Below are 13,613 nucleotides of genomic sequence, written 5' to 3'. Positions count from 1 at the left end.
GCGCGTCATTCCGGGGCGCGCGGAAGCGCGAGCCCGGAATCCATAACCACGATCGGGAGTATGGATTCCGGGCCTGGCCCTGCGGGCCATCCCGGAATGACGATGGAGTTTGTGGCACGCCTCACGCGCTCTTCGCCGCAAAATGCTCGCCATAGGCCTGGCGCAGCTCGACCTTGCGCAGCTTGCCGGTGGCGGTCATCGGCATCTCGTCGAGCACGCGGACCAGCTTCGGCACCTGGAAGCCGCCGAGCGACTTGCGGCAATGCTCCAGCAGCTCCGCTTCACTCGCCTGCGCGCCCGGCTTCAGCTTGACGAAAGCCGAGACCGCCTCGCCCCATTGCGGATGCGGCAACCCGACGACGGCAGCGTTTTGCACCGCCGGATGCGCCAGCAGGGTCTCCTCGATCTTGACGGAGGCGACGTTCTCGCCGCCGGACTTGATCATGTCCTTCTTGCGATCGAGGAACAGCACCTCGCCCTGGTCGATGACGGCGAGATCGCCGGTGTGGTGCCAGCCGAACTTGCGGGCTTCCGCGGTCGAATTGGGATCCTTGTAGTAACCCATCATCACATTGGGCCCGCGATGCACGAGCTCGCCGATCTCGCCGGGCGGCAGGAGATTTCCCGCATCGTCCATGATGGCGGTCTCGTTCACGAACAGCGACTCGCCCCAGTAGTTGCCGAACCGGTTGAGCTGCACCTCCGGCCGCGACATCGTTGTCGCCGGATACATCTCGGTCTGGCCGCTGGTCAGCACGAAGTTCGGACACAGCTCCTTGATCGCGCGCTCCAAGAGCGGCCGGCTCATCGGCGCCATCGTGTAGAGGCAGGTGCGTAAGTGGGAGAGGTCGAACTCTTTGCGCCGGGGATGATCGAGGATCGCCTGATACATCAGCGGCAGGCCGACGAACACGGTGAGACGATCGCGCACGATCGCCTCCATGCAGGCCACCGGATCGAAGCCGCGCATCAGCGCCATGCGGCCGCCGACCGAGAGATAGCTGAGCAGCAGCACATGGCCGGCGCAATGGAACAGCGGGAACTGCCCGGTGATGCCGTCGTCGCGCGACAGCTGCATCTCGATGCAGTTGCTCATCACGGCCATGACCACGGCGAGATGGCAATGCATCGCGCCCTTCGGCCGCGACGTCGTGCCGGAGGTGTAGATGATCATCGCCAGATCGCGATCGTTGATCTCGATCTCAGGCTCAATCTCGGATTGGCCCTGGATCAGCTCGTTGAAGCTGGCCAGTCCTGCGGCCTTGGCCGTGCCGGTGAGGTCGACAGCCACCAGCTCGACTCCGCGCTTCTCGAGTGCCGCGCGGCGCTCCGGCTGCGCATGGAGATTGTCATCGATGAGCGCAAACCGCACCTCGGCATGACCGAGGATGTAGTCCATGTCGGCGGGTCCGAGCATGGTGTTGATCGGCACCCAGACCAGCCCGGCGCGATGGATGCCGAACAGCGCTTTGACGAAATCGATCGAGTTGTTGCAGACCGTCGAGATTTTCTCGCCCGGCTTGAGCCCCTTGGCCGCGAGAGTGTTCGCGAACCGGTTGGCATCGCGCTCCAGCTCGGCGAAGGTCACCTGCCGGCCACCATCGGTGATCGCGACGCGATCCGGAAACCGTCGCGCCGCGCGCTTCAGGAGATCGCCGATCGCGACCCGGCCGATCCGGCCCGGCCCGGCTACGCCGCCGGTGGCATCGAGGTTGGTCATGGCTTTAGTCCCTCTCCATCCGCGTCATTGCGAGGAGCCGAAGGCGACGAAGCAATCCAGGGGCGTCACGCGCAGCACTGGATTGCTTCCGCCTTCGCTCTCCGAGCTTCGGCGGACACGTCGCTTTGCTCGCAATGACGGAGGCATGTTGCGTCAGTTCACGGTCCCGAACATCTGCCGCGCCTCGGCCGGGCTCGCAATCTCGCGGCCCGCGCGCCGCGCACAGCCGGCGATGGCCTCGATCAATTGGCCGTTCGAGGTCACCTTGGCGCCATCAGCGAGATAGAACGTATCTTCCAGCCCGGTGCGCAGATGGCCGCCAAGCTCGGCGCAGCGCTGGTGCAGCGGCCAGATCTCGGCACGGCCGATCGCGGTGACCTGCCAATGCGCCTCCGGCAGTTTCAGCTTGAGCAGGATCGGCAGCAGCTCGGGATCGGCGGGCATGCCCGAGGCGACACCCATAACGAAGTTGTATTCGAGCGGACCTGAATACATCCCAGTCTGGCGATACATGCCGACGCAGCGCACGATGCCGACGTCGAAGCACTCGAACTCCGGGATCGTGTTCACGTCCTTCATGACCGCGAGATAGTCGCCGATCTTCTCGACCGAGTTGTCGAACATCATCGGCGGCCAGGCCCAGCTGTTGTCGGCCTTGACCTTCAGATAGTTCAGCGAGCCGGCGTTGCAGGCGGCGATCTCCGGCCGGGTCTCGCGGATGCAATCCAGCGCGCCCTGATAGTTCGGGCCCGAGACGCCCGAGGTGTGATTGATGATCACGCCGGGGCAGGCTTCGCGGATCGCCTGCTGAATCTCGCGCGAGACATTGACCTCCCAGGACGGCAGGTGGCCCTTGCCCGGCGCCTGCTGACGCAGATGGATGTGCATGATCGCCGCACCCGCGTCATAGGCGCGGCGCGCCTCGCGCGCCATCTCCTCCGGCGTGACCGGCACGTGATGCTGCCTGGGATCGGTGAGCACGCCGTTCAGCGCGCAGGTGATGACGGCTTTGTCGCTCATGGCAGTCGTTCTGACACTCGTTCGAAGAAGCTTTCACGCAAGCAGCGCGGTGCAGGTCTGCGCCCATATGATGATGTCGCGGCGCGATCTGCTTGCGTTGACTCGCTGGTTGGAACAGCGCTTTCCCGTTATTGCTTTGCGTCAAGCCTGCGGCCTGTGATCGACGCTAAGCGGTCCCTGTCTGCCCTCCAGATCGAGCGTGCAATGCCCACCGACACACAACCGGCGCCAACGTTTCCAAACGGGCTGAGCGCCGCCGAGGCGGCGCGGCGGCTGCAGGCAGAGGGCTTCAACGAGCTGCCGCAGGCGGGCGCGCGCTCGATCATCCGGCTGATCGCGGACGTGCTGAAGGAACCGATGCTGCTCCTGCTGCTCGCGGGCGCCGGCATCTATCTCGCGCTCGGCGATATGGCCGAAGCCGTGCTGCTCGGCGTGTTCGCCTCGGCGTCGGTGTTCATCACCATCGTGCAGGAGGCGCGCACGGAACGCGTGCTGGAATCGTTGCGCGATCTCTCCAGCCCGCGGGCGCTCGTCATCCGCGGCGGCGAGCGCAGCCGCATCGCCGGCCGCGAAGTGGTGCGCGGCGATATGATCGTGCTGGCGGAAGGAGATCGCGTCGCGGCGGATGCCGTGCTGCGGCAATGCGACGATCTGCTGACGGATGAATCGCTGCTCTCGGGCGAATCCGTGCCGGTACGCAAGCGGCCGGCAAGTGATGCGGACAGCGCCGCCCCTGTCGCAGCCGGCGGCGACGATCAGCCCTTCGTGTTCTCCGGCAGCCTCGTCGTGCGCGGCGGCGGCATTGCCGAGGTGATGGCGACCGGACCGCGCACGGCGATCGGCAGGATCGGGCAGTCGGTCAGCACGCTGGAGACCGAGACGCCGCGCCTCCGCCAGCAGACGCGGCGTCTCGTGATGGCGTTCGCGATCGGCGGCGCCGTGGTGGTGGCGATCACCGTCGTGCTCTACGCGCTGTATCGCGGCGGCTGGCTCGAAGGATTGCTCGCCGGCATCGCGCTGGGCATGTCGATGCTCCCCGAGGAATTCCCGGTCGTGCTGACGGTGTTCCTGGCGATGGGCGCCTGGCGCATCTCGCAGGCGCGCGTGCTGACGCGGCGGGCCGCCGCGATCGAATCGCTCGGCGCCGCCACTGTGCTGTGCACCGACAAGACCGGCACCCTGACGCAGAACCGGATGATGGTGGCGCGGCTGGTGCGGGCGGACGGCGTGACGCTGCAACCGACGACGTCATCGCCCGATGCGGTCACCGCGGATTTCCGCGATCTCGTCGCGACCGCCGTGCTGGCCTGCGACCCGCAGTCGCACGACCCGATGGAGACGGCGCTGCAGGCCCTCGGCCCCGACGCAACCGCCGGCGCCAGCCTGCAGCGGCGCTATGGCCTGCGTCCCGATCTGCTTGCGATGACCAATGTCTGGTCGCGTGACGGCGTCAGCATGGTCGCGGCCAAGGGCGCGCCTGAAGCCATCGCCAGGCTGTGTGGCTTCACCGACACCGAATTGGCGGGGTTGCAGGCCCGTGTCGAGACGCTCGCGGTCGACGGCTTGCGCGTGCTCGGCGTCGCCGAGGCGCGCTGGGGCGACGATACGTTGCCGGAGACCCAGCGGGGCTTCGCCTTCAGCTTCCGCGGCCTCGTCGGCTTCGCCGATCCTCTGCGCGCCGAGGTGCCCAACGCCGTCGCCGAATGCCGCTCCGCGGGCATCCGTGTGCTCATGATCACCGGCGATTATCCGGCCACGGCCGCGGCGATCGCGCGGCAGGCCGGGCTCGATCCCGAACGCGTCATCACCGGCCCCGAGCTTGCCGATCTCGACGACGATGCGCTGGCGCGCGCCGCGCGCACGCCGACGGCCTTCGCGCGCATCATGCCGGAACAAAAGCTGCGCATCGTCTCCGCGCTCAAGGCCGACGGCGAGATCGTCGCCATGACCGGCGACGGCGTCAACGACGCGCCATCACTGAAGGCCGCGCATATCGGCATCGCGATGGGCGGCCGCGGCACCGACGTCGCGCGCGAGGCGGCCGCGATCGTGCTGCTCGACGATGATTTCGGCTCGATCGTCAAGGCGATCCGGCTGGGCCGGCGGATCTACGACAATCTGCGCAAGGCGATGAGCTTCATCCTCGCGGTGCATTTTCCGATCGCAGGCCTCGCGCTGCTGCCGCTCCTCACCGGCCTGCCGCTGCTGCTCGGACCCATTCACATCGCCTTCCTCGAGATGATCATCGATCCCGTCTGCTCGCTGGTGTTCGAGGCCGAGACCGAGGAGGAGGACGTCATGCGGCGGCGGCCGCGCGATCCGAAGGAAGCGCTGCTGCCGCGCCCGCTGGTGCTGTGGGGTGCGTTGCAAGGCCTGCTCGCCGTCATCACCACCGGCGGCGTGCTGCTGCTGGCGCACCGCAACGGCATGCCCGACGACGAGCTGCGAGCGCTGGTGTTCTTCACCCTGGTGTCGGTGATCGTCAGCCTGATCTTCGTCAACCGCTCGTTCTCGAGCTCGCTGCGCGAGGCGCTGCTGCGGCCGAACCGCGTGCTGCTGCTGGTGATCGCGGTCGTCGTGGCCGTGCTCGCGACCAGCCTCACGGTGCCGCCGGTCGCGGCGCTGTTCAAGTTCGGGCCGCTGCACGCCGACGACCTCGCGCTGACCGCGGCGGCCGCGATCAGCACGCTGATCGTGCTGGAGCTGTCGAAATTCCCGCTGCGCGCCGCGCTGACGCGCCGCGCGAGAGCCGATCAGGTCAGCGCCGCCTCGCCGGCGCGGTAGATCGCGAGATCGCGCGAGCCGGAGAAGATCGCGCGCGGCTTCAGGCCGTAGAAGCGGCGGATCGAATGGCTGAAATGCGTGGAATCGGGATAGCCGATGTCCTGCGCGAGATGCGCCAGGTTCAGATCCTGATTGGCGTAGTTCAGGAGATGCCGCGCGCGCTTCCAGGCACGGAACGAGCGGAAGGAGATGTCGGTCTCCTCCTTGAACAGATGCAGGAAGCGCGACGTCGACAGGCCCACCGCGGCGGCGCAGCTCTCGGCGGTCGCCGGCTCGCCGGAGAAGCGGCTGATCAGGCCGATCGCCTTGACCACGCGCGGATCGAGCGTCCGTTGCGGCAGCACCTCGCCGAAGCACAGACGGTCGAAAACCGCGCTGGTGACGTCGCCGGACAGCGGCCGCTGCACCAGTTCCTCATAGGCGGCGCGGATGCGGCAGGCGAAGGCCTCGGCCTCGCGCGTGACCTTGGCCGCGAAGCGATCCAGCGTGCCGATCGGCACGCTCTCCGGCTCCATCGTCACGACAATGACGGTGCGGTAGTCGCTCTCGATCGTATGCTGCTTGTTCGGCGGCACCACCAGCAGCTCGCCACACCGCGCCTCGCCGCCCTCGGGCAGCAGCCGCAGGCTGCCGGTCAGCGCGACGTAAATGTGCAGTGCGCCCGAGCAGCGCTGGCGCGGTCGGCCGAGCAGCCCGGCGTAGAACACGCGCTCGGGCGTAATCAGCATGAGATGGCCGGAGTCCCGGCGGGAAACATCCATGGTCTTCCTCCTGAGGCGCGACTCTGCGGCCGCTTCTTTGGAGGAGAACCATAGCGCAATTCGCGCCGCTGTCATCGGCGACGACTGCCGATTTTTGTCGCGGTTAACTCACCGATTCGAGATGTCCGTCATTCCGGGGCGTGTGTCAGCGCGAACCCGGAATCTCAAGATTCCGGATCCGATGCGACGCATCGCCCCGGAATGACGGAGCCCCGAAATGACGTGCGCAACTCACGGCCTGACGCGCGGCTTGATGCCCTGCTCTTCACCAGCACGCTGCTCAGCCGCGCGTGCCCGCTTGTAGCCCTCGCGCTGCTGCAGACGCGCCCAATACGCCGCCACATTCGGCCCGAAATCCTTGGCGAGGTGGAGCGTGTCCGCCAGGCGCAACGCGTAACCGATCACGATGTCCGCCGCGGTGAAACGACCGCACAGGAATTCGGCATTCCCAGTCGCTGCCTCCACCGCGCGCAGCCGGCCCAGAAACCATTTGGCATAGTCCGTGGCGACCTGCGGCGAGCGGCGCTCCTCAGGCTCGAGCTGCGTGTACCGCAATACCAGCGTCTGCGGGAACGTCAGCGTCGCATCGGAGAAATACATCCAGTTCAGGAACGCGCCGTAATCCTTCTCCTCAGGTCCGACCATCAGCGGGGTCGGGCCATGCTTGATGCCGAGATAGTGACAGATGCCCGAGGACTCCGTCATCTTCGTCTCGCCATCGATCATGAACGGAATGGTCCCGAGCGGATTGATCGCGAGATATTCCTTAGCCAGCACCCGCGGCGGGAACGGCAACATCTTCAACTCGTAGTCAGCTCCGAGCTCCTCCAGCATCCACAGCGGGCGGAACGAGCGGGCGCCGTCGCAATGATACAGCGTGATCATCAGGCATTCCCCGCTTTGCCGGTCCCCGGCAATGTCCCCATCATCTTGCACAGGATCGTCAGCATCACCTCGTCGGCGCCGCCGCCGATCGAGGTCAGCCGGGCGTCGCGATAGGCGCGGCTGACCGGCGTCTCGTTCATGAAGCCCATGCCGCCCCAATATTGCAGGCAGGCATCGGTCAGTTCGCGGCCGAGCCGCCCGGCCTTGAGCTTGGCCATGGTCGCGAGCCGGGTGACGTCCTCGCCGGCGATCAGCGCCTCGGCCGCGCGGTAGATCAGCGCACGCAGCAGCTCGACCTCGGTCTGCATCTCCGCCAGCTTGAAATGCACCACCTGATTGTCGAGCACGCTGCGCCCGAACACCTTGCGCTCGCGCGTGTACTCGATCGTCTTGGCGATGATGTATTCGTGCGATTTCAGGCAGGCCGCCGCGCCCCACAGCCGCTCCTCCTGGAACTGCAGCATCTGGTAGGTGAAGCCCTGCCCCTCCTCGCCGACGCGGTTGCGCTTGGGCACGCGGACATTGTCGAAGAAGATCTGCGCGGTGTCCGACGAATGCATGCCGAGCTTGTCGAGCTTGCGGGCGATCTGCACGCCCTTGGTCTTCATCGGCACGATGATCAGCGACTTGTTGCGATGAACCGGCCCGTCGCTGGTGTTGGCGAGCAGGCACATCCAGTCCGCCTGCGTGCCGTTGGTGGTCCACATCTTGCCGCCATTGATGACGTAGTCGTCGCCATCGGAGCGGGCCGTGGTCTTGATCGAGGCGACGTCCGAGCCCGCGCCGGTTTCCGACACGCCGAGGCAGACCACCGCATCGCCGGAGATCGCGGGCGCCAGGAATTCGCGCCGCAGCTCATCGGAGCCGAACCGCGCCAGCGCCGGCGTCGCCATGTCGGTCTGCACCCCGATCGCCATCGGCACGCCGCCGCAGGTGATGGCGCCGAGCTCCTCGGCCATCATCAGCGCGTAGGAATAGTCCAGCCCCTGGCCGCCGAACTCGACCGGCTTGTTGAGGCCGAGATAGCCGAGGCCGCCGAGCTTCTTGAACAGCTCATGCGCCGGAAAGATGCCGGCCTGTTCCCATTCGTCGACATGGGGATTGATCTCGGCGGCGATGAACTTCTGCAGGATGCGGCGCGGTTCGTCGTGGTCGGCGGTGAAGAGCATTCTTCCTCGGGCTCCTGTCGCGTTTATTTTGACGTCATGGCCGGGCTTGTCCCGGCCATCCACGTCGTTGTTCTGTTGTGGTGCCAGCGTAGATGCCCGGGTCGGGCATGACGAGCTGAAAAAGCGTGGCTCACAATCCCATCTGCCGGCTGGCCAGATCCTTCATGATCTCCTCGGTGCCGCCGCCGATGGCGTTGACCTTGACCTCGCGATAGATGCGTTCCACGCGCACGCCGCGCATGAACCCCGCGCCGCCGAAGATCTGCACCGCTTCGGAGGCGCAGTACGCCATCGTCTGCGTCGCCTGGTTCTTCATCATGCAGATCTCGGCCACGGGATTATCGCCCTGTTCGAGCCGCCACGCCAGCATCTCCAGCATCGCCTGCGACGCCGCGACGCGCTGCGCCATGTCGACGAGCTTGTGGCGGATCACCTGATGCTGCGCCAGCGGCTTGCCGAAGGTCTGGCGCTCTCTGGCATAGGCGATGGCATCGTCGAGGCAGACGCGGGCGAACGCGGTGCAGCTCGCCGCCATGCCCATCCGCTCGCTGTTGAAATTATGCATGATCAGCTTGAAGCCCTGCCCCTCCTCGCCGATCAGGTTCTCGACCGGGACACGGCAGTTGTCGAAGTGCAGCGTCGCGGTATCCGACGCCCACCAGCCCATCTTGTTCAGCCTGGTCCGCGTCAATCCCGGCGTGTCGCCTGGGATCAGCAGCAGGCTGACACCCGCCGGTCCGGGTCCACCCGTGCGCACTGCTACGGTGATGTAGTCGGCGCGCCCCCCTGAGGTGATGAACGTCTTCTCGCCGCTGACCACGTAATGATCGCCGTCGAGGACCGCCTTGGTGCGGAGATTGGCAACATCCGAGCCGCCGCTCGGTTCGGTGATCGCCAGCGCCGAGATCTTTTGCCCTGCGAGAATCTCCGGCAACACCTTCGCCCGGACCTCCGGCCTTGCCGCGCGCGCGATCGGCGGCGCGCCGATGCTGTGGCTCATCAGGCTGGCGCTGACGCCGCCGCTGCCTGCCCGCGCCAGCTCCTGCGACGACACGATCCGCATGAACTGATCCGCCGCCACGCCGCCGAACTCTTCCGGGAAGCCCAGGCCCAGCAGGCCGATCTCGGCCGCCTTGGCATAGAGCGCGCGCGGAAATTCGCCGGCCTCGTCCCAGGCGTTCGCGAACGGTGCGATCTCCTTGTCGACGAACCGCCTGACGACGTCGCGGAAGGCCTCGTGCTCGGCGGTGTAGAACGGGCTTTTCGTCATCGCTGCCGGGCTCTGGTTGCTGTGTCGCCAGGATGACCGGAAGCCGCGGTATCGCCTTGCGTCGAGGCGCTGACGGCCGACATCACGTGCAGCGCGCCGCAGCTTCGTGACAGCCAACCAGCGCCTTGACGCAAGACAGTGCATTGCACTCACCGGCCCACTCGCGGTCAAAAACGCCGCGCGTCCCGCCGGCCTCCGGGGAGACGGGACGCGCAGGCCAGACACAATCGCGATCAAGGCGGCACCAGACCGCCTGACACGAGGAGGGAACGCGTGCCAGTACGGTATTACGACTGGATTGCGCATCATGCGCGGAGGACCCCTGCCAAGACCGCCATGGTCGATCTCGGCAGCAACCGGCGTTTCACCTATGCCGAGTTCGACGCCCGCGTTGCCCGCCTCGCCGGCCATCTCCGCGAAGCCTGCGGCGTCAGTAAGGGCGACCGCGTCACTGTCCTGGCGCTGAACGCCACCGATACGCTGGAAGTGCAGTTCGCCTGCTTCCGCGTCGGCGCGATCTTCGTGCCGCTTAACACCCGCCTGACCGTTCCCGAGTTGCAGTTCATCATCGGCGATTGCGCGCCGAAAGTGATGATTCACGACGATGACCTCACCGACACCGCGCTCGCGGTTGCGCGACTCTGCGGCGTCGCCACGGCGCTGCGCTATGGTCCCGGCGGCAGCTACGAGCAGGCGATCGCGTCGGCCAAGCCGCTCGCCGCGAGCGAGCCGGTGACGCTCGATGACGTCTCGACCATCATGTACACGTCGGGCACGACCGGCCAGCCGAAGGGGGCGATGATCACCCACGGCATGACGTTCTACAATTGCGTCAATCTCGGCGGCCCCGCCTACATCACGCCATCCTCGGTGCTACTCACCGTGCTACCGCTGTTCCACACCGGCGGACTCAACTGCTACACCAATCCGGTGCTGCATGTCGGCGCCACCGTGCTGATCATGCGCGCCTTCGATCCCGGCCAGGCGCTGCAGCTCATCAGCGAGCCCGCCCACGGCATCAACGTGTTCTTCGGCGTGCCCGCGATCTACCAGTTCATGGCGCAGCATCCGGCGTTCGCGACCGCCGATTTCAGCCGGCTGGTGATCGGCGGCGTCGGCGGCGCGCCGATGCCGGTGCCGCTGCTCGAGACCTGGGAGAAGCGCGGCGTCGCGCTCCAGCAGGGCTACGGCATGACCGAGACCTCGCCCGCCGTGCTCGCGCTCGACCGCGAGGATGCCGCGCGCAAGGCCGGCTCCGCCGGCAAGCCGGTGCTGCACACGGAAGTGCGCATCGTCCGTCCCGACGGCAGCGATGCCGCGACCGGCGAGCTCGGTGAGCTGTGGGTGCGCGGCCCGAACGTGACGCCCGGTTATTGGAACCGGCCGGACGCCAACCGCTCCTCCTTCACCGACGGCTGGCTGCACACCGGCGATGCCACCCGCATCGACGAGGAGGGCTTCTACTACATCGTCGACCGCTGGAAGGACATGTACATCTCCGGCGGCGAGAACGTCTATCCGGCCGAGGTCGAGAGCGTGCTGCACCAGCTGAGCGCGGTGGCCGAGGCCGCGGTGATCGGTATCGCCGACCCGCAATGGGGCGAGACCGGCATGGCGATCGTCGCAGTCAAGCCCGGTCAGAGCCTGAGCGAGGCCGACATCTTCGCGCACTGCCAGGCCAATCTCGCCCGCTTCAAATGCCCGCGCACGGTCCGCTTCGTCGACGCGCTGCCGCGCAACGCCACCGGCAAGATCCACAAGCCGACGCTGCGCAAGAGCTACGCGACGGCCTCGGCGGTCGATCTCGTCCAGCAGGCGTCGTGATCCTCGATGCGCGGCCGAAGCCGCGCATTGCCGACCAAGAAGAAACACAAGACCAACCAGAGGAAGCCCAGGGAATGTTGCCGATGACGACCAGGACTCTGCTGTCTCTCGCGGCCGCCGCCGCGTTCTCCATCGTGGCGAGCCACAGCGCGCTCGCGCAAAAGAAGTACGACACCGGCGTTACCGACACCGAGATCAAGATCGGCAATGTCGAGGCCTATAGCGGCCCGGCCTCGGCCTACGGCATCATCGGCAAGACCGAGGAAGCCTATTTCAAGATGATCAATGATCAGGGCGGCGTGAACGGCCGCAAGATCAACTTCATCTCCTATGACGACGCCTACAGCCCGCCCAAGACCGTCGAGCAGGTGCGCAAGCTGATCGAGAGCGATGAGGTGTTCCTCGTCTTCAATGCGCTGGGCACGCCGACCCAGACCGCCGTTCAGAAATATCACAACGCCAAGAAGGTGCCGCAGCTGTTCCTCGCCACCGGCGCCAGCAAATGGAACGACCCGAAGGACTTCCCTTGGACGATGGGCTTCCAGCCCAGCTACCGCGTCGAGGCGCGGATCTTCGCGAAGTACATTCTCAAGGAGAAGCCGAACGCGAAGATCGCGATCTTCTACGCCAATGACGATTTCGGCAAGGACTACGTCCTCGGCATCAAGGAGGTGCTGGGCGACAAGGCGAAGACGATGATCGTCGCGGAGGAGAGCTACGAGACTTCCGAGCCGTCGATCGACGCCCACATCGTGAAGCTGAAGGGCACCGGCGCCGACGTGTTCGTCAACATCGCCACGCCGAAATTCGCGGCGCAGGCGATCAAGAAGATCGCCGAGCTGGAATGGAAGCCGATGCATGTCATGACCGACGTCTCGATCTCGATCGGCGCCGTGATGAAGCCGGCGGGCCTCGAAGCCTCCGAGGGCGTGCTGTCGGCCGGCTATCTCAAGGACCCGTCGGATCCGCAATGGAAGGACGACGAGGGCATGAAGAAGTTCATGGCCTTCATCGACAAGTACATGCCCGGCGCCAACATCTCCGACGCCAACCTCGCCTATGGCTACGCCGCGGCGCAGACCATGGTGCAGACCCTGAAGCAGTGCGGCGACAATCTCACCCGCGAGAACGTCATGAAGCAGGCCGCCAGCCTGAAGGATTTTGCGCCGGACACCCTGATTCCTGGCATCAAGGTCAACACCGGCCCGAACGACTTCGCCCCGATCGAGCAGCTCAAGATGATGCAGTTCAAGGGCGGCAAGTGGGACTTGTTCGGGGATATCATCAGTGCGGATGTCGGGGGGTAGGTAGGAGACGGCGGCGTGGCGCGCCAGGCAGCGCAGCAATGCTGGCGCACCACATCTCAACGCCCGACACGTCGATGACAAGCCTTTGGCAGCCACTCATCGCTTGAGCCCCGCTCTCCCCCCAGTGGCGGTCGGCTCCCCTCCCCCTTGCGGGGAGGGGTCGGGGGTGGGGGTCCCCGCACTCCGAATGAAGTGAAGGGCACGCCCCATGTCGGCCTTCCCGGTGCGCTCCTGCTATTCTTTTTCATCATTTCGAGCGAAATTCGCGGACCCCCACCCCCGACCCCTCCCCGCAAGGGGGGAGGGGAGCTCACCGCCGCCCTGGCGCAGCTTCCGATTATAAAAACCATATTTACATTTTTCCGAAATCATGATGATCTCCCGCCCATCCCGCCTCACCGCAGAGGGGCGTTGCGCGCGATCGTCACGACACGCGAGGTGGGGAGGCGATGGCCGTGGTGGTGCCGCAGCGTGTCTTCGGATGCGCGGACGAACGGCAGCCCATGGACGGTCAAGTCGCGTGGTCCTGACCTCCCGAAGCTGAGGTCAAGTCTGCACCGCTGCAGATGCACGGCGTGGATGACGGTGGCCAACAAGCCGGCGCACCGGGGAGATCGCGAAGCAGCCGTAAGCCCATCGCGCAGGGAATGCCGGAATGTCGGCTGAACCTGTGGTACCTGCCGCCTGCATTTTTTTACGCAGGCGGGCCATGGGTGAGGCCTTCACCCGGCATTCCCTGCGCCCTCTGCACTTGAAGAGGGACGGACTGATTGCAGACCTCGGGCGAGTTTCGCCGCGAGACTGCGACGACATGTCCTCAGTCGATTGTCGGCTGATCGATCCGATCTGCCGCTGAGGCGTTCGGCTGTTCGA

Annotated in this window: 9 protein-coding genes; 3 read left to right on the top strand and 6 right to left on the bottom strand. The window is 66.1% G+C overall.

Annotation, left to right across the window (positions count from 1 at the left end):
* Positions 1–121: 121 nt before the first annotated feature.
* Entirely contained in the window at positions 122–1,720 is a 1,599-nt protein-coding gene (locus ACQR0Z_RS02670) for an AMP-binding protein (protein WP_434917609.1), read from the bottom strand.
* A gap of 153 nt (positions 1,721–1,873) precedes the next feature.
* Positions 1,874–2,740: a 3-keto-5-aminohexanoate cleavage protein gene (locus ACQR0Z_RS02665; protein ID WP_434917608.1), complete on the bottom strand. Its 867-nt coding sequence runs from the start codon at positions 2,738–2,740 to the stop codon at positions 1,874–1,876.
* Positions 2,741–2,944: 204 nt separating this feature from the next.
* Here ACQR0Z_RS02665 and ACQR0Z_RS02660 point away from each other — a divergent pair, with 204 nt between their 5' ends.
* Positions 2,945–5,524, top strand: coding sequence for a cation-translocating P-type ATPase (locus tag ACQR0Z_RS02660; RefSeq protein WP_434917607.1), 2,580 nt, complete (start codon positions 2,945–2,947; stop codon positions 5,522–5,524).
* Here the strand turns inward: ACQR0Z_RS02660 and ACQR0Z_RS02655 are convergent.
* From ACQR0Z_RS02655 to ACQR0Z_RS02640, 4 genes are all read right to left on the bottom strand, one after another.
* Positions 5,494–6,285, bottom strand: coding sequence for a helix-turn-helix domain-containing protein (locus ACQR0Z_RS02655; RefSeq protein WP_315722646.1), 792 nt, complete (start codon positions 6,283–6,285; stop codon positions 5,494–5,496). The genes ACQR0Z_RS02660 and ACQR0Z_RS02655 overlap by 31 nt on opposite strands.
* A 231-nt stretch (positions 6,286–6,516) precedes the next feature.
* Positions 6,517–7,170 carry a glutathione S-transferase family protein gene (locus ACQR0Z_RS02650; RefSeq protein WP_434917606.1) on the bottom strand — a complete coding sequence of 218 codons (654 nt, stop codon included), beginning with the start codon at positions 7,168–7,170 and terminating at the stop codon, positions 6,517–6,519.
* Positions 7,170–8,339, bottom strand: coding sequence for an acyl-CoA dehydrogenase family protein (locus ACQR0Z_RS02645; RefSeq protein WP_434917605.1), 1,170 nt, complete (start codon positions 8,337–8,339; stop codon positions 7,170–7,172). The genes ACQR0Z_RS02650 and ACQR0Z_RS02645 overlap by 1 nt, the downstream gene beginning before the upstream one ends.
* Before the next feature lie 130 nt (positions 8,340–8,469).
* Positions 8,470–9,609 carry an acyl-CoA dehydrogenase family protein gene (locus ACQR0Z_RS02640; protein WP_434917604.1) on the bottom strand — a complete coding sequence of 380 codons (1,140 nt, stop codon included), beginning with the start codon at positions 9,607–9,609 and terminating at the stop codon, positions 8,470–8,472.
* Positions 9,610–9,882: 273 nt separating this feature from the next.
* On the opposite strand from ACQR0Z_RS02640, the gene ACQR0Z_RS02635 reads away from it, so the two are divergent.
* Together ACQR0Z_RS02635 and ACQR0Z_RS02630 are read left to right on the top strand one after the other, a co-directional pair.
* Entirely contained in the window at positions 9,883–11,433 is a 1,551-nt protein-coding gene (locus tag ACQR0Z_RS02635) for an acyl-CoA synthetase (protein WP_434917603.1), read from the top strand.
* 74 nt (positions 11,434–11,507) lie between these two features.
* Positions 11,508–12,740, top strand: a complete 1,233-nt coding sequence (locus tag ACQR0Z_RS02630; protein ID WP_434917602.1) for an ABC transporter substrate-binding protein — start codon at positions 11,508–11,510, stop codon at positions 12,738–12,740.
* Positions 12,741–13,613 lie beyond the last annotated feature (873 nt).

The sequence above is a fragment of the Bradyrhizobium sp. HKCCYLS3077 genome (assembly GCF_051167555.1).
In the GTDB taxonomy this organism is placed as follows: domain Bacteria; phylum Pseudomonadota; class Alphaproteobacteria; order Rhizobiales; family Xanthobacteraceae; genus Bradyrhizobium.
Note: the sequence above shows the minus strand (reverse complement) of the source record. Positions and strands in the feature narration are given on the sequence as shown.